The organism is Massilia sp. Leaf139, assembly GCF_001424165.1.
Classification (GTDB): Bacteria; Pseudomonadota; Gammaproteobacteria; order Burkholderiales; family Burkholderiaceae_D; genus Telluria.
In genome coordinates this window covers 163,255-181,762 of the sequence record NZ_LMOJ01000022.1, presented here as the reverse complement: position 1 = coordinate 181,762, position 18,508 = coordinate 163,255, and the positions used below count along the sequence as shown (strand labels likewise).

Here is an 18,508-nt window from a genome sequence, read left to right as displayed (position 1 = left end):
TTTAAAGGATTTACCGAGTTTTAACCGAGTCGATGCGGGGAACTCGGCAGGAAAGGCGGCTAAACAAGTTGTATTTGAACACATCAAACGTTGCAACAAGGCAACAGAATGCATTTGTTCAAAAACAATTGTTAATTATTATGTTTTACTATGCAACTTTGTGGTGTTTGCGACATTGGCTGGATTATGATTAATCGCAGTCAGGTCTTCCCGCATCGGCGTGCTGCCGCCGGTGCATTCATGGAGTTGTCATGCTGGTACAGAAATTCGACCCTCAGTCCACCGCCGCAGCCCGGGAGACGCACTGATGGCCACCATCCTCATCGTCGATGACCGCCCGAGCAACCGCGCCTACCTGCTGGCCCTGCTCGGTTTCACCGAACACCGTTTGCTGGAAGCCGAAGACGGCGCCGCCGCCCTGCAGCTGGTGCGCGCCGAGCGGCCCGACCTGATCATCACCGACATACTGATGCCGACCATGGACGGCTACGAGTTCGTCCAGCGCCTGCGCGCCGACCGCGCCCTGGCCGCCACCCGCGTGATCTTCTATTCCGCCGTCTACGCCGAGCGCGAGACGGTGGCGATGGCGCGCAGCTGCGGCGTGCAGACCGTGCTCAGCAAACCGTCCGACCCGCAGGACATCATGGCCGCCGTCAATGCCGAGCTCGGGCTGTCGGCCGCCGCGCAAGGAGCGGCGCAGGAGGCCGCACGGGACGCACGCAGCACGTCCGGCGGCACGCCCGGCAGCGCGTCCGCGCCAGCCATCCCCGCTGCCGTTCCCACGCCGGCGCCCGGCGACAGCCGCGTCGGCAACCGCCTCGCCGCGCTCGAAGAGATGTGCCTGCACCTGGCCGGCGCGCGCCGCGTCGACGCCCTGGTCGACCTGTTCCTGAACGCGGCCCAGCGCATCCTCGACGCCGACCAGCTGGCCCTGTGCCTGTTCGATAACGACGAGCGCACGGTCTGCCACCTGGACGCGCGCGGGCTCGATCGTGCGCTGCTGCACCCATATGCCACCGGCACGCGCCTGCCGGGCGCCCTGCTGCAGTCGCGCCAGACCCTGCTGCTGGCCGAAGGCGACCCGCTGCTCGGCACCCTGCCGCCCGGCCTGCCGCGCTGCGGTTCCTTCCTCGGTCTCGCCGTGCGCGACCTGCGCCACCTGTACGGCTGGCTGTACTTCGTGCGCGCCCCAAGCGCCGCGCCTTTCGGGCCAGAGGAAGAACGCTGGGCCTCGGCCCTGGCGGCCCACCTGGCGGTCGCCTACGAAAACCTGAACCTGTACGACGTCGTGCAGCGCCACGCGGCCCAGCTGCAGCTGGAAGCGACCGCGCGCGCCGAAGCCGACGCCGCCTTGCGCGAGAGCGAGCACCGGCTGGAACTGGCGCGCCAGGTCTTCGACAGCACCCAGGAAAGCATCATGATGACGGACGCCTGCGCCAACATCGTCGCGGTGAATCCGGCCTTCGAGCGCATCACGGGCTTCCGCGAGGCCGACGTCATCGGCCTCAATCCACGCGTGCTGCGCTCGGGCCGCCATGAGGCGCCCTTCTACCGCGCGATGTGGGACAGCCTGGAAAGCAGCGGCCAGTGGCGCGGCGAGATCTGGAACCGCCGCAAGAACGGCGAGGTCTACCCCGAGCGTACCAGCATCAGCGCCGTGCGCGACGACGAAGGCAGACTGACCGCCTATGTCTCGGTCTCGACCGACATGTCGGCCCTGATCGCCGCCCACAACCAGCTCGACTTCCTGTCGAACCACGATGCGCTGACGCTGCTGCCGAACCGCTCGCTGTTCCACGACCGCCTGCAGCAATCGATTGCCGCGGCGCGGCGCGACGGCAGCCAGCTCGCGCTCCTGCTGGTGAACGTCGACCGCCTTTCGCGCATCAACGACAGCCTGGGCCACAACGCCGGCGACGACCTGCTGCGCGAAGTGGCGCGGCGCGCCGGCGCCATCGCCGGCGCCACCGACACGGTGGCGCGCCTGTCGGGCGACGAATTCGTCCTGCTCACCAATTGCGAGGACACCGAGGACATCATCTTCATGGCCCAGCGCCTGATCGAGGCCATCGCCCAGCCGCACGCGGTGGACGGGCACGACGTCGTCGTCACCGGCAGCATCGGCATCAGCGTCTTCCCGCGCGACGGCGACGCGCCCGGCGACCTGCTCAAAGCGGCCGACGCGGCGCTGGCGCACCAGAAGGATGCCGGCCGCAACGGCTTCCGCTTCTTCAAGGGCGAGATGAACGACCAGGCGATGCGCTGGCTGGCACTCGAAACGCGCCTGCGCCGCGCCATCGGCCAGGCCGAACTGGCCCTGCACTTCCAGCCGCAGGTGGCGCGTGCGGATGGCCAGGTGCTCGGCATGGAAGCACTGCTGCGCTGGCACAGCTCCGAACTGGGGCGCGTCTCGCCGGCGGACTTCATTCCGCTGGCCGAGGACACCGGCCTGATCCTGCCGATCGGCGACTGGGTGATCCGCCAGGCCTGCCTGCAGAACAAGGCCTGGCAGGACGCGGGACTGCCGCGCGTGCCGGTGGCGGTGAACGTCTCGGCGCACCAGTTCAAGGCCGGCACCGTGCCCGCCGTGGTGCGCGCGGCGCTGGTCGAATCGGGCCTGGAAGCGCGCTACCTGGAAATCGAGCTGACCGAAAGCGTCATGCTGGGCGACACCAGCGCGGCCGAAGCCCAGCTGGCCGAGCTGCGCGCGATGGGCGTCTCGCTTTCGCTGGACGATTTCGGCACCGGCTATTCGTCGCTCGGCTACCTGTCGCGCTTCTCGCTCGACAAGCTCAAGATCGACCAGGCCTTCGTGCGCAACATCACGACCGACCCGCGCAGCGCGGCCATCGCCCAGGCGACCATCGCGCTGGCCGAAGGCCTGTCGCTGCGGGTGGTGGCGGAAGGCGTCGAGACTCTGGATCAGCGCGACTTCCTCGGCCGCATCGGCTGCGAGGTGCTGCAGGGGTATCTCTATAGCCAGCCGCTGCCGGCGCGGGAGATGGAGGCGCTATTGTTGGCGGGACGTGTGACCGTTTAGTGGCCATCAAGAGCGCCTAACAGAGCGGTCAGGGCAAGGCGCAGCGCCGAAGACAGTACGAAAGTACGGCGAGGCGCTGCAACGCAGCCATGACCGTTTTGTTAGGCGCTCTCGAGGGTGGCCGGTACAATGGCCGCTCGATGTCTCTCAACGGAAGCCCCGATGTTCAGTCATTTCCTTCGCAACGCCTGTCTCGCCGTCGTTCTCCTCTCGCACTCCTTTGTCGCCGGCGCCGCGCCCAAGCCCGCGACGGCCAAGCCGGCCGCTCCCAGGATCGCTGCGCTGAAGCTGGACGCGCCGATCCCGGTCGGGCCGCAGGTCAAGGTCGGCAAACTGTCCAACGGCCTGACCTACTACATCCAGAAAAACACCCGCCCCGAACGCAAGCTCGAACTGCGGCTGGTGGTCAAGGCCGGCTCGATCCAGGAAGACGAGGATCAGCAGGGCCTCGCCCACTTCGTCGAGCACATGGCCTTCAACGGCTCGACGCATTTCAAGAAGCACGAGCTGGTCGGCTACCTGCAGTCGATCGGCGTGAAGTTCGGGGCCGACCTGAATGCCTATACCTCCTTCGACGAAACCGTCTACATCCTGCCGATTCCGCTGGATCGCCCGGAGAACCTCGGTAAGGCCTTCCAGGTGCTGGAAGACTGGGCGCACGGCCTGAGCTTCGACGACGCCGACATCGAGAAGGAGCGCGGCATCGTGCTCGAGGAACTACGGCTGGGCAAAGGCGCGGGCGACCGCATCGGCAAGAAGATCTGGCCGAAGATCTACAACGGCTCGCGCTATGCCGAGCGCCTGCCGATCGGCAAGGAGGAAGTGCTGCGCAACTTCAAGCCCGAAACCCTGCGCCGCTACTACCGCGACTGGTACCGGCCCGACCTGATGGCCGTAGTGGCGGTCGGCGACGTCGCCCCGGCAACGATCGAGAAGCTGGTGAAGTCGCATTTCGGGAAGCTGGCGAATCCGACGCCCCTGCGCCCGCGCGTGTATGCCGAGATTCCGGCCCGCGAGGAGACCGAAGCCGTCGTCGTCACCGACCCTGAAGCCGGCGGCAACAGCATCCTGGTGCGCTACCCGGTGCAGCCGGTACGCGAACCCGACACCGTGCGCGGCTACCGCGAACAGATGGTCGAGGGCCTGTTCGGCGGCATGCTGGGCGCACGCCTGCAGGAGCTGTCGCAGCTGGCCGATCCACCCTTCCTGGGCGGCGGCAGCGGCGTCGGCAAACTCACGCCCTTCTACAAATCCTTCAACGCCAGCGCCGTGATCGGGCCGGGCGGCGCACCGAAAGCCATCGAGGCCCTGGTGCGCGAGAACGAACGCGTGCGCCGCTACGGCTTCGGGCAAGCCGAACTCGAACGCGCGCGCAAGAACATGCTGCGCAGTTACGAGCGCCTGTACAACGAGCGCGAAAAGACCGAGTCGGGCGCCTATGTGGCCGAGTACATGCGCAACTTCCTGCAGCAGGAACCGATCCCCGGCATCGCCGCCGAATACCGTTACGCCACCGAGCTGCTGCCCGGCGTGACGCTCGACGAAATCAACGCCTATGCGCGCCGCACGATCCCGGCCGACTCCGGCAAGCTCGTGATCTACACCGGCATCGAGCGCGCCGACAGCCCGCCGCCGCAAGGAGACGCCCTGCTCGCCGCCCTGGCCGCGGCTGAAAAAGCCGAGGTCGCGCCCTACGAGGAAAAAACGCTGGGCGCACAGCTGATCGCCCAGCCCCCCAAACCAGGCAGCATCGTGCTTGAGACCACCGACAAGCAGCTTGGCCTGACCCATCTGACCTTCTCGAACGGCGTTAAGGCGATCCTGAAACCCACGGACTTCCGCAACGACCAGGTCGTGATGAGCGCCGCCCGCTATGGCGGCCAGAGCCTGTTCGGCGACGCCGACATCCTCAATGCGCGCTATGCCAACGCCATCGTCGCCAGCATGGGCCTGAAGGACTATTCACCGCTCGACCTGTCGAAAGTCCTGGCCGGGAAAGCCGCCGCCGTGACCATGGGCCTGGCCGGCTACAGCGAAGTGCTGGGCGCATCTTCCGGCGCGACCGACATCGAGACGATGCTGCAGCTGGTGTGGCTGCGTTTCGACGCCGTGCGGCGCGACGAAGACCTGTTCAAGTCCTTCATCGGCAAACAGGTGGAAGCGGCGCGCAACCGCCTGGCCCAGCCGGGCGCGCGCTTCGGCGACGCCGTCGTCGCCACCTTGTACGGCAACCACCCGCGCGCGCCACGCCCGCTGCGTCCCGAGGAATTCGAGGGGATCAGCCTCGACCGCAGCATCGCGATCTACCGCGAGCGCTTCTCGAGCGCCAAGGATCTCACCTTCGTCATCGTCGGCAGCTTCGACCCGGTCAAGCTCAAACCCCTGCTGGCGACCTATCTCGGCAGCCTGCCCACGCCCGACATCCCGACCGCCTGGTGCGACGTCGGCCTGCGGCCCGTAAAAGGCGTGGTCAAGCGCGCCGTCCACAGCGGCACCGAGCCGAAGAGCACGGTCTCGCTTACCTTCACCGGCGAGGCGCCGTTCTCGGAAGCCGAGCAGATGCGCCTGCAGGCGCTGGTCGAGGTGCTCAATATCCGCATCATCGAAGTGCTGCGCGAGGAACTCTCGCTGATCTACGGCGGCAGCGCAGGCGGCCAGCTGGGACGCATCCCCTACGGGAACTACACGCTGTCGGTGACGCTGCCCACCGGCCCCGAAAACGTCGACAAGGTGTTAAAAGCGACCTTCGACGAATTCGAGCGCCTCAAGCGCGAGGGCCCTACGGCTGCCGACCTGGCCAAAGTCAAGCAGAACTGGATCCAGAACCACCGCAAGGCCCTGCGCGAGAACGGCTACTGGCTGGGACGCATCCAGTCAGCCCTGCTCGACGGCACCGACCCGGCGGCGATCCTGACGCACGAGGAGCGCGTGAATGCGATGAGCGCCGCGCAGGTGCAGGAGGCGGCGCGGCGGTATCTGAACACGGAAAATTACGTGCAGGTGGTGCTGTATCCGGAGAAGAAGGCGCAAGCGGCTGTGAAGGAAGCGCCTGCGGCGTCGGCAAATTAGGACGTAGGGTGGGCGGGTCTCCCGCCCACCCTACGTTCCTCCGCTCACCGTAGCCGACTACTTCAAATACTTCTCGAACCATTCGATCGTCCGCCTGCGCTGATCGAGCTGATGCTCCGGCTTGCGAATCGCATGCCCTTCCCCATCGTAGATCACCAGCGTAGTCGGCACGCCCATGGCGCGCAGGCCGTGCCAGAACTCCATCGACTGCACCGCCGGCGTCTCGACGTCGCGTTCGCCCACGTACAGCAGGGTCGGCGTCTTTGCGTTCCTGATCGACTCGATCGGCGAGGCCGCACGGTACACTGCGGGGTCGTCGTACATGGTGGCGCCGAAGAAGGGCACCATCCATTGGTCGATGCCGTTCTGGCCGTAGTAGCTGATCCAGTTGGCGATGCCGGCACCGGCCACGGCCGCCTTGAAGCGCGTGCTGTGGGTGACGCCCCACATGGTCATGAAGCCGCCGTAGGAATGGCCCATCAGGCCGAGGCGCGCGCCGTCGACCGGCGCCTGCTGGACGACGGCATCGACGCCGGCCAGGATGTCGCGCCAGTCGCCGCCGCCGAAGTCGCGCCGGTTCGCGCGCGTGAAGGCCAGGCCCTGGCCATAGCTGCCGCGCGGGTTGGGCTGGAACACGTAGAAGCCGCGCGCCGTCAGTTCGCGCACGAGCGGGTTGCCGAAGTTACCCGGCGCGACATAGCGCGGCGTGGCGGCCGAGGCCGGCCCGCCGTGCACCAGCACGATCATCGGATGCTTCACGCCCGCCCGCGGATTGCGCGGCCCGATCAGCCAGCCCTGGCTGCGCATGCCCTCGTTCGTCCAGACCAGGCTGCGGCTCGCCACCTGCGGAGCAAAATCGGCATTCTCGCGCGAGATCGGCGCCAGCTTCGGCAGGTGGCCGGCGACGATGCGCGGCGCCTGCTCGTAGGTTTCGTGCACCGAGACGGCGGACGATCCGTCTGCGCTGAAAACGAAGCGGCCGTCGCCCGACCCCGTGGCCGTCACCGCCCCGCTCCACAGCGTGCGCGCCGTGCGTGCCTGCGGATCGAGCGCGACCACCGCCATCTCGCTGCCCTGCAGGCTGGAGGCCAGCAATTGCGTTCCCTTCCAGGCCAGGCCGTTGAAGGAGCCAGGATAATTCGGGGTCACGTCGAGCGGCTCGCCGCCGGCCAGCGGTACCGTGAACACATCGCCGCCGACTGAGCCGAAGTCGCTCATCAGGCCGCCGACGAAAGCGACCGTGCGGCCGTCCGGCGACACGTGCGGGAGGCTGATCTGCATCTTCGGTGCGGCGACAATGCGCAGCGCGCCGCTCCCGGCATCGATATGGCCGAGCGTGGCGACCCACCAGTTGTTGTCGCCATTGCCCTTGGCGCTGGTGGCGACGAAGCCGCGGCCGTCGGGCGTTCAGTTGTATTCGTAGACATAGGTGTCCGGCGGCGACACCAGGCGCGGTTCGCCGCCGGCCGCGGGCACGAGCGCAATGCGCTGGGCGTCCTCGTCGACGCCGATCTCGCCGACCTGGCGCGCGCCCGCTTCCACGGCGCCGGTCTGCTTCTTCGCCCCGACCGTGGCGAGCAAGGCAATGCGAGCGCCGTCGGGCGACCAGCGCGCCGTGTTCGCCACGCCCTTGATGGTGGCGGCGGCGCTCAGCTTGCCGGCGCGCGCCACCCACAGGGTCGCGGTGCCCGCGGCGCGGTCGGCGCCGATAAAGGCGAGCGACTTGCGGTCGGGCGACCAGCTGGGGAAATCGTAGGAGCAGGCGGCGCAGGGGTCGAATTCGGCCGTGATGCGGCCGCTGGCGGCGTCGCGTACGACGATGTGGCCGCGCCCGCGCTGGCCGGGAATGCCGGGGTCGTTCGACTCGACCGCGGCGACCGATTCGCCGCCGGCGCTGATCGCCACATGCCGGTATTCGCGCATCTGGGCGGCATGGCTCGTCGCCGCACCCAACAGCAAGGCCGCCAGCGCGGCGCGCGGCAACACGTTCTCTGCTCTCATCTCGTCTCCTGGTGATCGGCCGTTGCCGCTTGCGGGCAGGCTCCTGTTTGTTTTGCCGGGAGTCTACGCGCATTTGCTTGAGTCTGGTGCGCAACAAACTTCATGCATGCGGAATAAACTTGCTTGAACTTAAGAAATTCGAGAGCGGATTGTTGACGCAGAGCTAGAGTGGAAGTTCGACCTCAGCAGGAGTTGACGATGATCTACAAGGATAGCGACAACAAGATGCCCGTCGTCGCGATACTCCAGCGCATGCTGGCGCTGGCGGGCCCGGACAAGCGACCGCTGATCGAGCGCGAGCTGCGCATGATGCGCGCCGGGATCGCGGCCGAGCGCGACGCGGCCGGGCTGATCGACGGTTACCTGAAGGATTCCACGCGCACGGCCGTGGTGCACGACCTGCGTCTGGTGTCGGGCGGCGGCCAGGCGGCGCAGATCGACCACCTGCTGATCCACCGCTCGCGCCGCTTCTACCTGCTCGACACCAAGCACTTCCGGCACGGCCTGCGCATCACCGAGGATGGCGATTTCCTGCGCTGGAACCCGGTCACGGAAACGCTCGAGCCCATGGCTTCGCCGCTCGACGCGCTGGCGCGCCAGGTCTCGGTGCTGCGCGACGCGCTCGAAGCCTTCGGACTCGACGACGCGCCGGTCGACACCCTGGTGCTGTTGGCCCCGAACGCGCGCATCGAACGTCCGCGCCGCTTCGACAGCGCGCGCGTGATGAAGGCCGACCAGTTCATGGAAAAGCTGAGCGCCAGCGCCGACAATGCGCAAGCCTCGACGATCCAGGGCTACCTGAACCGGACAAGGATGTCCGATTCGATCAGCGACATCGCCCAGCGCCTGATCGCCCTGCACCGCCCTTCGACCGCGGACACCATGGCCCGCTTCGGCCTGCGCCCTGACTTGCGCCCCAGCCTGCCGCCGCCCGCGGCCGCCGCCAAAGCGCCGGCGCCTGCCGAAGGCGCGGGCGGCGATCAGGTCTTCGAGGCCGACAGCATGCGCTCGACGTAACGCGCGATCAGGTCGATCTCGAGGTTGACCTTGGAACCGGCGCGCAGGTGCTTGAGCGTGGTGACTTCGATCGTGTGCGGAATCAGGTTGATCGAGAAGCGGCAGACTTTTTCGCCCTCCACCACCAGATCCTCGACCCGGTTCACCGTCAGCGAGACGCCGTTGACGACGATCGAGCCTTTGTAGGCCAGGAACTTGGCCAGTTCGTGCGGCGCGTCGATGACGAGTTCGCGCGATTCGCCCACCGGTTCGAAGCTGTGCACCTTGCCCAGGCCGTCCACGTGGCCCGAGACCAGGTGGCCGCCCAGGCGTTCGGCCAGGGTCAGCGCCTTTTCCAGGTTGACTTCGCCCGGCGCATCGAGGCCGGCGGTCTTGTTCAGGCTTTCGCGCGAGACGTCCACCGAGAATGCCGAGTCGGTTTTCTCGACCACCGTCATGCAGGCGCCATTGATTGCGATCGAGTCGCCCAGCGCGACGTCCGCCAGCGGCAAGCCGCCGGCATCGATCCGCAGGCGCACGCCGGCGTCCAGGCCACCCGCCAGTGGGGCGACCGAATTGATGTTGCCGACGGCGGCGACGATTCCAGTAAACATGCTTCTTATTCCTCAGGTTGGGTATTGAATCTGGCCAGGATGCGCAGGTCGGCGCCGACCGGCATCACCGCATGAAAACGCAGGCAGATCTTGTCGTCCAGGCGCGCCAGGGGCGGCAAGGCGAACATGCCCTGCCCGGCGCCGATCAGGCTGGGCGCGAGATAGACCAGCAGCTCGTCGACGCAGCCTTCGCGCACCAGCGAGGCATTGAGCTTGCTGCCCGCCTCGACGTGCACTTCGTTGATCTCGCGCCGGCCCAGTTCCAGCATCAGGGCCGGCAGGTCGACCTTGCCGCCGGCATTGGGCAGCAGGATGATCTCGTGCCCGGCCGCGCGCAACAGGGCTTGCTTCTCCGGGTGCGGCACGGCGGCCACGATCCAGCACGGCTCGCCCTGCAGGATGCGCGCGGCTGGATCGATCTCGAGCCGGCTGTCGACGATCACGCGGCGCGGCTGGCGCGGCGCCGCAATGCCCATGTCCACGCCGCGTACCGTCAGCTGCGGATCGTCCGCCTTGACAGTGCCGATGCCGGTCAGGATCGCGCAGGCGCGCGCACGCCAGGCATGGCCGTCCTGGCGCGCCTCGGGCCCGGTGATCCACTGGCTGTCGCCATTCTCGAGCGCCGTCATGCCGTCCAGGCTGGCCGCCGTCTTCAGGCGCACCCAGGGGCGGCCACGGCGCATGCGCGAGAAAAAGCCGATGTTCAGTTCGTACGCCACGTCCGCCATCAGCCCGGAGGCCGTGGCGATGCCGGCCGCCTCCAGTTGCGCCATGCCGCGCCCGGCCACCAGCGGATTCGGGTCGCCCATCGCCGCGACCACGCGTCCGAGGCCGGCTTCGACCAGCGCCTTCGAGCAGGGCGGCGTGCGGCCGTAGTGACTGCAGGGTTCCAGCGTCACGTACGCGGTCGCCCCGCGCACGTCGTTACCGCGCGCGGCGGCGTCGCGCAGGGCCTGGATCTCGGCATGGGCCTGGCCGGCCGGCTGGGTGTGCCCGGCGCCGATGACGAGGCCATCGCGCACGATCACGCAGCCCACGCGCGGATTGGGCGCGGTGATATACATGCCCATCGCGGCCCACTCCAGGGCCAGGGCCATGGCTTCGTTATCGTTATTGATGTGCACAGTGTTCGTTCATTCCAAGTTTCGAACGGTTAACCGCCGGATGGTGCGTCGGCGCCGTCGCAATTGGCATCGCGCGCCGGATCGCAGGCGCGCGCCCGGCCCAGCATGTTGATCTTGATGCGGCGGATGCCGCCGCCATGAAACAGCGACAGCGTGCCCCAGCGCGCACTGGCGCTGCTGGTGCGGCTGCAGCTGCGCCCGGCGCCATTGTAGGCGATGTAATACGGCGCTGCAGGACTCGTGAAGGCGAAGGCGCTGCCTACGCCCTCGGGCAAGGCCTCGTGCACGGCGAGGATCTCGTCGCCTGGACTGAACTCGCCGTCGGCGTCGCGGTCGACGAAGACCGTCCAGCCCTGCGCCCAGTCGACCCCGGCCATGTCGCGCGGCGTCAGGATGACGCGCTCGTTGCGCGCGATCGCCTGGGCCCGCGCCAGGCTGATCGCGCCGAACAGGTCGTTGCTGGCGGTTCGCAGCTGTTGGGCGCGCAGCGCCGCGCCGAGCTCGGGCAAGGCCACGCCCAGCAGCAGCGCGGCCACGGCAGTAACGGTCAGCAGTTCGGACAGCGAGAAGCCACCGTTTCTTTTCGTGGCCAAGCTCATGGCCAACAGCGCGCCGACTGCCCGCTGGCGCCCTGCTCGCCCGTGCTGCGCAGGCTGAGCGTGCCGCACTCGTCGTCCCTGAATCGCGCATCCACCTTGGCCGTGCCGGGCCGCGCCCGCACCTGCACGCAGTCGCGCAGTTCGCTGCCGGGGCAGGCCTCGGCATCGAGTTCGTAGGCGCTGCCGGCGGCGTCGTTGCCCGACCACCAGGGCAGCTGCGCGACCGGTTCCATGCTCGAGAAGGCGACATAGGTGTGGTGCAGGGCATGATGCTGCTCCTGCCGCTGCAGGGCGAGGATCAGCGCCACCTTGCCCTCCATGCGCCGCGTCTTCGTGACATACCCGGCATAGCTGGGCCAGGCCAGGCTGGCCAGCACCGACATGATGAGCAGCACGACCATCGCTTCGATCAGGGTGAAACCGCGCATGCGCGCCATCGTTCTCTCCTTGTAACGAATCAAGATGCGGATCAGGACGCGGCGCGGTGCAGCTCGGGCCAGTTGGCGATCTCGCGCCAGCCCAGGCGCCGTCCCGGCTGGCCGCCGGCGGCGCGCCGGTAATGGCTCTGCAAGACGACCACCGTGCCCGGGTCGGCGCCGACTCCCAGCGCCGTGATGCGAAACAGCGGGTGGGATCCGGGCAGCAGCTCGATCAGGTAGCGCGGGGCCACGGCCGGCAGGGTGGCAACGCCGGTCGGCAGCGTCCGTCCAGTGAAGCGGCCGTATTCGACACCGGCCCGGCCGGCCAGGTCGGCCGCCTGCCAGGCCGGCGCCGCCTTGCCCGTGGCCGCCTTGCACAGGCCCGCGTACTCGGCCTGGCCGCGGCAGCGCTCGACGAAGACGGCGGCGTCGAGCGCCGCGAAGATGGCCGTGCGCGGCGACGTCGGCCCGGCGGCGCCGTCGATGTCGCGCTCGGCGTCCCGCAGCGCCGCCTCGGCCGCCGCATGGGCCATCTGGCGGTCGCGTTCGTAGCGCGCGGACTTGGCGCCGGCCAGCGCCCCGCGCGCGCTCGAGAGCGACATCATCAAGAGCGCCAGCATCAGGAACAGCATGGTGACGAGCGCCGCGCCGCGCTCGGATCGGATGCGCCGCATGGCCGTTCAAGGCTGGGCAGCGCCGACCGCGAACACGGCGGTGAACAGGCGGCGCGTCGGCGTAGCGCTGCGGCCGTCCAGCTCCGCGCGCGCCAGCTGCACGCCGGCATCCGTACTTCCCTGCTCGGAGCTGTAGGCCGCGCCGAACAGGGCATAGCTTGCCGGCTGCACGGGCGCCGCCGAGGGCCGCTCGCCATGCAGCAGCAAGGCCACCTGCACGCTGGTCACGCGCTTCCACCAGGTACGCTCGTCCAGCTGACCCGGCGGCAGGGCGGCGTCGAGCGCGTCGATGGCGCCGGCATGCACGTAGCGGTTCGGCACGCCGTCGGGCGGCGTGTCGCTGTCGATCCCGTACAGCATCTGGAAGCCGTCGACGCCGGCGACGACCGCGTCCGCGCTCCAGTTGGCGGCGCCCCGGTACTTGCAGCGCAGTTCGGCCAGGCCGTCGCCATTGCGCGCGACATAGAAAATGCTCCAGCCCTCCTCCGCCTCGCTGACCGCGAAGCCGGCGCAGTCGACCACGCTGCCGTCGCCGTCGGGCGCCGCACCGGCGCCGGGATAGCGCACGGCCAGCACGTCGCTGCCGTTGACGGCGGCAGTCTCCGGCTGGTTGATGCCGAATGTGGTCTTGACGAGCGAGCGGCTGTTCAGGCCAGCGAGCGGCGCCGGCCGGTTGTTGGCGGGCGCCGCGCCCTTCAGACTCTCCCAATCGATATAGCTGCCCTGCCGCACCGCGCGCCCGATCAGCGCCAACGCATAGCGCCCGCCGTCGTCGATGGCGGCCGCATCCTCGTGGGCGACATAGGCCCGGTTGGCGCCGATCATCAGCACGGCGCCGGCCAGCAGCACGCCGAGACTGATCGCCAGCGCGACCAGCAGTTCGGACAGGGTCAGGCCGTGCTGGTGCCATAGAGAGCGGCTCATCCCGCCACCACCAGCGTGACAATCGGCCCGTCCTGCGCGGGCGCGCCGGGCGTCCGCCAGCCCAGCTTGACGACCACCGGCGCATCGGCGCCGCCGCTGCAGGCCCACACGAAGGACTGGGTGCTTGCGCTCCAGCCGCCGGCATCGCGGCAGACGGCAATGCGCCCGCCGGGAAAGGCCGCGTGCACGATGCGCGCCGCCTCGTACAGATCGAAAGCGGCCATCTTGCCCGGATCGCAATCGGCCGTGCCGATGCATTGCGCAGGCGGCGGCGCCGGATCGCCGGCAGCGGCGTCGTACTGAAAACCGAGGTAGGGATTGGACGCGTCGGGCAGCGCCATCAGCGGGGCATTGACGCGCATGCGCGCACCGAGCGAGGCCGCCAGCTGCACCGCTTCGGATTCGAGTGCGGCCTGCTGGCGCAGGCGCGCGCTGGCAGCTTGCGTACTGGCGGCGCCGACCACGCCGAGGGCCAGTACGAACATGGCGACCAGGGTTTCGACGAGCGTGAAGCCGCCGGAGCGAGTCTGCTGCAAGGGATGCCTCCACAGTTCAGGCGCAGGAATGTGCGCGAGCTGCGAAGTTATCAGCGAGGGTGGGCGCTCCCCTGCGTTGGCTCAAGCGTGCGCAGGTAGAACAAACGCCTTTGATCTACTTGCGGGAGTGGCCCACTTCGGCGAGCGCCTGCTGGAACTCGGCCAGATCCTTGAAGTCTTTATAGACGGAGGCGAAGCGGATATACGCGATCTCGTCCAGGCGCTTGAGTTCCTGCATCACGAGTTCGCCGACATAGCCGGTATCGACTTCGCGGCGGCCGCTGGTGAGCAGCTTTTCGCCGATCGAGGCGACGGCGGCGTCGATCGCTTCGGCCGAGACCGGACGCTTGCGCAGGGCCAGCATCAGGCTGCCGCGCAGCTTGCTGCTGGCGAACTCGGTGCGGCTGCCGTTTTTCTTGACGATGATCGGCATCGACAGTTCGATGCGTTCGTAGGTGGTGAAGCGCTTGTCGCACTGCACGCAGCGGCGCCTGCGGCGGATGGCGTCGCCCTCCTCGGATACGCGGGTATCGAGGACTTGCGTGTCTTCATGCTGGCAGAACGGACATTTCATGGGCGCCGGTGGTGCTGAATATTACTTGGTGATGCGGTAATGCGAAGGAACGGCAGCCTTGCAAGGCGTGCCGTTCCTGAACTCTACTACGTTTGCAGCGAAATGACGATTACGCGGCGTACACCGGGTACTTGTCGGTCAGCACCTTCACTTCCGCCTTGACGCGCTCGATGGTGGCGGCGTCGTGCGGGTTGTCGAGCACGTCGGCGATCAGGTGGCCGACTTTCGTCGCGTCTGCCTCGGTGAAGCCGCGGGTCGTGAAGGCCGGGCTGCCCAGGCGGATGCCCGAGGTCACGAACGGCTTTTGCGGATCGTTCGGGATGCCGTTCTTATTGCAGGTCATGTGCGCCTGGCCGAGGATGGCTTCCGCTTCCTTGCCGGTCAGGCCTTTCGAACGCAGGTCGACCAGCATCACGTGGGCTTCGGTGCGGCCCGACACGATGCGCAGGCCGCGTGCGATCAGCGCCTCGGCCAGGGCCTTGGCGTTCTTCACGACCTGCTGCTGGTAAGCCTTGAACTCGGGCGACAGCGCTTCCTTGAAGGCGACGGCCTTGCCGGCGATGACGTGCATCAGCGGGCCGCCCTGGATGCCCGGGAAGATCGCCGAATTGATCTGCTTCTCGAACTCGGCCTTCATCAGGATGATGCCGCCGCGCGGGCCGCGCAGCGATTTGTGCGTGGTCGAGGTGACGAAGTCGGCGTAGGGCACCGGGTTCGGGTATTCGCCGGCGGCGATCAGGCCGGCATAGTGGGCCATGTCGACCATGAAGTAGGCGCCGACTTCCTTGGCGATCTTGCTGAAGCGCTCGAAATCGATCTTCAGGGCGAAGGCCGAGGCGCCGGCGATGATCATCTTCGGCTTGTGCTCGCGCGCCAGACGTTCCATCTGCTCGTAATCGATGTCTTCCTGCTCGGTCAGGCCGTAGGAAATGACGTTGAACCATTTACCGGACATGTTCAGCGCCATGCCGTGGGTCAGGTGGCCGCCCTCGGCCAACGACATGCCCATGATGGTGTCGCCAGGTTTGAGCATGGCGAAGAACACGCCCTGGTTGGCCTGCGAACCGGAGTTCGGCTGGACGTTGGCCGCTTCCGCGCCGAACAGTTCCTTGACGCGGTCGATCGCCAGCTGCTCGGCGACGTCGACGTATTCGCAGCCGCCGTAGTAGCGCTTGCCCGGATAGCCTTCGGCGTACTTGTTCGTGAGCTGGGAACCCTGGGCTTCCATCACGGCCGGCGACGTGTAGTTCTCGGACGCGATCAGCTCGATGTGATCCTGCTGACGGGTGTTTTCCTTCTGAATGGCGCCCCACAGTTCCGGGTCAACCTTGGCCAGCGTGTGATCTTTTGCAAACATGAACGAAACTCCAATCGATAAAGGAACCGGACAACGGCAGTGTTGGATCGGCAGGAGGCCCGGAAAGCAGCGACCCGCGATGCAATGCACGCGAATTGTCGGCTGCCCAGGCGAACGGCGGATGAAATCTCACGTTCCCCGGTGGGTGTCCACCTTTCCCGTCACGCGCTGCGTGACAGTTTTCGCCAGTTACGTGAGACATAAATGGACTCAGGATTGTATGTGAACTGTCCGCTGAGGGCAAGGAAGCCAATGCCTGGCTGACAAGGATGGCCAGGGACAGGCAACATGGTCATTTCGGCTACAATCCGAACACGCCACCGTCACTCGAGGATATTCCACCATGATCGTTTTCATCACCGGCGCCTCCGCCGGCTTCGGCGCCGAAATGGCGCGCACCTTCGTTCGCAACGGCCACCAGGTCGTGATGGCGGCGCGCCGCAAGGAGCGCCTGACGGCGCTGGCGGGCGAACTGGGCGAATCGGCCTTGCCGGTCGAAATGGACGTGACGGACAAGCAGTCGATCGAAGATGCGCTGGCCATGCTGCCGCAATCCTGGCGCCAGATCGACGTCCTGATCAATAACGCCGGCCTCGCGCTGGGCACGGCGCCGGCGCACGAGGCGCCGCTGGAGGACTGGGAGACCATGATCGCCACCAACTGCAAGGGCCTGGTGACGATGACGCGCGCCCTGCTCCCTAGCATGGTCGAGCGCGGCAGCGGCCTGGTGATCAACCTGGGTTCGGTCGCCGGTCACTACCCCTACCCCGGCGGCAACGTGTACGGCGCCACCAAGGCCTTCGTCGAGCAGTTCACCCTGAACCTGCGCGCCGACCTGGTCGGCACCGGCGTGCGCGCCACCAACCTGGCGCCGGGCCTGTGCGGCGGCACCGAATTCTCGAACGTGCGCTTCAAGGGCAATGACGAAGCCGCGGCCAAGGTCTACGAGGGCACGACACCGCTGACTGCGAAGGACATCGCCGAGACGGCCTACTGGATCGCGACGCTGCCGCCGCATATCAATGTCAACAGCATCGAGATGATGCCGACCTGCCAGGGGTTTGCGCCGTTCAACATCAAGCGGGTGTGAGCCGCAACCTCCGTGGGTAACCCGTAGGGTGGGCGGGGGTTTTGATCCAGGGGATCAAAACCGCCCACGCGTGATACGTACCGGCAAGATCGTCGAGCACGAAACCGGAGCCGACAGGTATCAGCGCGTGGGGGGGAGACCCGCCTACGCTACCCAAAGCGGGCGTGCGCCCCGCCTTCGATAATTGTGAGAAAGTGTTACAGTTGTTGTCCTGACAGCGTTGTCTCTCGTCTACTACGCGCGCTCCACGGATTTCAAACGAATGCACCGGCTGCGCTGCCCCGGTCGTGTGTTCTCTAGCGTACATATGCGCCGATGGCGTAAAATGTTTCCTATTATCATTTTTGGCAGATAAGATGCCTTCGCCTTTCACCTGGACAGTACGGGTTTATTACGAAGATACGGACGCGGGCGGTATCGTGTTCTACGCGAATTACCTGAAGTTCTTCGAACGGGCGCGCACCGAATGGCTGCGCGCCGCCGGCGTCGACCAGCAGGCGCTGATCGAGCGTGAAGGCGCCGGTTTCGTCGTGAAAAGCGCCAGCATCGATTACCACGCGCCGGCCCGCCTCGACGACGAAATCACCCTGACGCTCACGGTGGAGAAGCTGGGCCGTGCGTCGGTACAGTTCGCCCAGAAAGCCTATAAAGGCGATCAATTGCTGGTCGAAGCGAGCGTGAAAGTCGGCTGCGTCGACCTCGCCACCGTTCGTCCGCGCTCGCTACCCGGCGACGTGGCTGATAAAATGCGTGCCGCCTGATCCATTCAACAATATTGCTTATTTGCTGCTCACCGATGACACCATCCCACGACCTTTCCTTCCTGGCTCTTATCAGCAACGCGCACCTGATCGTGCAGCTCATCATGCTGCTGCTGCTCGTGCTGTCCGTGGTCAGCTGGTCGTACATCTTCCGCAAGCTGTTCGCCATTCGCGCGGCGCGCCGCCAGACCGAGCAGTTCGAACGCAGCTTCTGGGCCGGCGGCAACCTGCACACCCTGCACCAGTCGGCCTCGGCCCAGCGCGACCAGAGCGGCCCGCTGGCACGCATCTTCGAAGCCGGCATGGGCGAGTTCATCAAGGGCAAGCAGGCCTCGCGCGACGCGCTCGACATGGGCGCCGTACTCGACGGCTCGCGCCGCGCCATGCGCGCCGCCTTCCAGCGCGAACTCGACGGCCTCGACCTGCACCTGAACTTCCTGGCCTCGGTCGGTTCGGTCTCCCCCTACATCGGCCTGCTCGGCACCGTCTGGGGCATCATGAACGCCTTCCGCGGCCTGGCCAGCGTGCAGCAAGCCACGCTGGCCGTGGTCGCGCCCGGCATTGCCGAAGCGCTGATCGCAACCGCCATCGGCCTGTTCGCGGCGATCCCGGCGGTCGTCGCCTACAACCGCTTCACGCACGACATCGACCGCCTCGCGACCCGGTTCGAAAGCTTCGTCGAGGAATTCTCGAACATCCTGCAGCGCCAGTCGCGCTGATCGGGAGGATA

At 67.1% G+C, this 18,508-nt stretch carries 17 protein-coding genes and 1 riboswitch; of the genes, 6 read left to right on the top strand and 11 right to left on the bottom strand.

From position 1 onward, the window contains the following. Nucleotides 1–307 precede the first annotated feature (307 nt). The gene (locus ASF77_RS12205; RefSeq protein WP_056339424.1) at nucleotides 308–3,040 is read left to right on the top strand and encodes an EAL domain-containing protein; all 2,733 of its coding nucleotides are present in this window, start codon (nucleotides 308–310) and stop codon (nucleotides 3,038–3,040) included. Between the two features lie 162 nt (nucleotides 3,041–3,202). After that, nucleotides 3,203–6,109, top strand: a complete 2,907-nt coding sequence (locus tag ASF77_RS12200; protein WP_056339422.1) for a pitrilysin family protein — start codon at nucleotides 3,203–3,205, stop codon at nucleotides 6,107–6,109. A 57-nt stretch (nucleotides 6,110–6,166) separates the two neighbouring features. Here the strand turns inward: ASF77_RS12200 and ASF77_RS24650 are convergent, their stop codons facing one another. Continuing rightward, nucleotides 6,167–7,390 carry a S9 family peptidase gene (locus ASF77_RS24650; protein ID WP_200934168.1) on the bottom strand — a complete coding sequence of 408 codons (1,224 nt, stop codon included), beginning with the start codon at nucleotides 7,388–7,390 and terminating at the stop codon, nucleotides 6,167–6,169. Between the two features lie 126 nt (nucleotides 7,391–7,516). Further along, on the bottom strand, nucleotides 7,517–8,110 hold the full coding sequence (locus ASF77_RS24645; protein ID WP_200934167.1) for a PD40 domain-containing protein: 594 nt from the start codon (nucleotides 8,108–8,110) through the stop codon (nucleotides 7,517–7,519). Between the two features lie 198 nt (nucleotides 8,111–8,308). On the opposite strand from ASF77_RS24645, the gene ASF77_RS12190 reads away from it, so the two are divergent. Continuing rightward, the gene (locus ASF77_RS12190) at nucleotides 8,309–9,127 is read left to right on the top strand and encodes a nuclease-related domain-containing protein (RefSeq protein WP_056339420.1); all 819 of its coding nucleotides are present in this window, start codon (nucleotides 8,309–8,311) and stop codon (nucleotides 9,125–9,127) included. Here the strand turns inward: ASF77_RS12190 and ASF77_RS12185 are convergent. From ASF77_RS12185 to glyA, 9 genes are all read right to left on the bottom strand, one after another. Beyond that, on the bottom strand, nucleotides 9,091–9,720 hold the full coding sequence (locus ASF77_RS12185; protein WP_056339418.1) for a riboflavin synthase: 630 nt from the start codon (nucleotides 9,718–9,720) through the stop codon (nucleotides 9,091–9,093). The two genes, ASF77_RS12190 and ASF77_RS12185, sit on opposite strands and share 37 nt — an antisense overlap. Before the next feature lie 5 nt (nucleotides 9,721–9,725). Beyond that, nucleotides 9,726–10,844 (bottom strand): bifunctional diaminohydroxyphosphoribosylaminopyrimidine deaminase/5-amino-6-(5-phosphoribosylamino)uracil reductase RibD, encoded by a 1,119-nt coding sequence (gene ribD / locus ASF77_RS12180; protein ID WP_056339416.1) that lies wholly within the window; start codon nucleotides 10,842–10,844, stop codon nucleotides 9,726–9,728. A 29-nt stretch (nucleotides 10,845–10,873) separates the two neighbouring features. Next, entirely contained in the window at nucleotides 10,874–11,443 is a 570-nt protein-coding gene (locus ASF77_RS12175; protein ID WP_056339414.1) for a GspH/FimT family pseudopilin, read from the bottom strand. Continuing rightward, nucleotides 11,440–11,880 carry a type IV pilin protein gene (locus ASF77_RS12170; protein WP_056339413.1) on the bottom strand — a complete coding sequence of 147 codons (441 nt, stop codon included), beginning with the start codon at nucleotides 11,878–11,880 and terminating at the stop codon, nucleotides 11,440–11,442. The genes ASF77_RS12175 and ASF77_RS12170 overlap by 4 nt, the downstream gene beginning before the upstream one ends. Nucleotides 11,881–11,912: 32 nt before the next feature. Further along, entirely contained in the window at nucleotides 11,913–12,536 is a 624-nt protein-coding gene (locus tag ASF77_RS12165) for a PilX N-terminal domain-containing pilus assembly protein (RefSeq protein WP_056339411.1), read from the bottom strand. Nucleotides 12,537–12,542: 6 nt separating this feature from the next. Beyond that, on the bottom strand, nucleotides 12,543–13,460 hold the full coding sequence (locus tag ASF77_RS12160) for a PilW family protein (RefSeq protein WP_056339409.1): 918 nt from the start codon (nucleotides 13,458–13,460) through the stop codon (nucleotides 12,543–12,545). Next, a complete protein-coding gene (gene pilV / locus ASF77_RS12155; RefSeq protein ID WP_229445405.1) occupies nucleotides 13,457–13,996 on the bottom strand; it encodes a type IV pilus modification protein PilV in 540 nt (179 codons plus the stop codon). Before pilV ends, ASF77_RS12160 begins: the two co-directional genes overlap by 4 nt. 115 nt (nucleotides 13,997–14,111) lie before the next feature. Then, the gene (gene nrdR / locus ASF77_RS12150) at nucleotides 14,112–14,570 is read right to left on the bottom strand and encodes a transcriptional regulator NrdR (RefSeq protein WP_056339405.1); all 459 of its coding nucleotides are present in this window, start codon (nucleotides 14,568–14,570) and stop codon (nucleotides 14,112–14,114) included. Between the two features lie 109 nt (nucleotides 14,571–14,679). Continuing rightward, entirely contained in the window at nucleotides 14,680–15,927 is a 1,248-nt protein-coding gene (glyA, locus tag ASF77_RS12145; protein ID WP_056339404.1) for a serine hydroxymethyltransferase, read from the bottom strand. 97 nt (nucleotides 15,928–16,024) lie between these two features. Beyond that, nucleotides 16,025–16,130, bottom strand: a riboswitch (ZMP/ZTP riboswitch). Nucleotides 16,131–16,270: 140 nt separating this feature from the next. Between glyA and ASF77_RS12140 the strand changes: the two genes are divergently transcribed. From ASF77_RS12140 to tolQ, 3 genes are all read left to right on the top strand, one after another. Continuing rightward, nucleotides 16,271–17,017 (top strand): SDR family oxidoreductase, encoded by a 747-nt coding sequence (locus ASF77_RS12140; protein WP_056339402.1) that lies wholly within the window; start codon nucleotides 16,271–16,273, stop codon nucleotides 17,015–17,017. Between the two features lie 356 nt (nucleotides 17,018–17,373). Then, nucleotides 17,374–17,778, top strand: coding sequence for a tol-pal system-associated acyl-CoA thioesterase (gene ybgC, locus ASF77_RS12135; RefSeq protein ID WP_056339401.1), 405 nt, complete (start codon nucleotides 17,374–17,376; stop codon nucleotides 17,776–17,778). Nucleotides 17,779–17,813: 35 nt separating this feature from the next. Beyond that, nucleotides 17,814–18,497, top strand: coding sequence for a protein TolQ (gene tolQ / locus ASF77_RS12130; RefSeq protein WP_056339399.1), 684 nt, complete (start codon nucleotides 17,814–17,816; stop codon nucleotides 18,495–18,497). Nucleotides 18,498–18,508: the final 11 nt, after the last annotated feature.